Genomic DNA, 448 nt, shown 5'->3' on the forward strand with positions numbered 1-448 from the left:
ATACTGGACAACTGTGATTGGAATAGTTCAGCAGAAATAATAATTGTAAAGGTTCCTACTGGAATATTGCCAATCGCATACCTGCCATCGGGACCTGTTACACCAAAACCAATAATAGTCTCATTTTGATCTAAGATGCGAACGGAAGCATCATTGATTGGTGTGCCTTCAGTGGTTGTAACAATACCTGAAATAGAAGCAGGGTTTGGTTGTAAAAATAGATTTGTAGTAGTTATTTGATCTGAAATAACAGTGCTTCCAGATGAAGCACTTGCAAAATTAAATTCCGAGCTTATAATTCTATAGTTCCCTGGCTGCAATCCAACAAATTGATAGTTTCCTTGTTGATCAGCTACTGTGGTTCCAATAGGAGTTAAACTTTGATTTGGAAAAAGTTGAATAACAGCACCAGGAATTGATTGATTTGTAACAGCATCGCGTATAGTAC

The 448-nt window shown here is 37.1% G+C and carries 1 protein-coding gene; it reads right to left on the bottom strand.

Annotation, left to right across the window (positions count from 1 at the left end; genetic code table 11):
- A partial coding sequence (locus tag AC1DWA_RS33415; RefSeq protein WP_477917784.1) for a carboxypeptidase regulatory-like domain-containing protein occupies positions 1–448 on the bottom strand: 448 nt, incomplete at both ends.

This window comes from Rhodococcus sp. P4_F3_2, assembly GCF_056401335.1.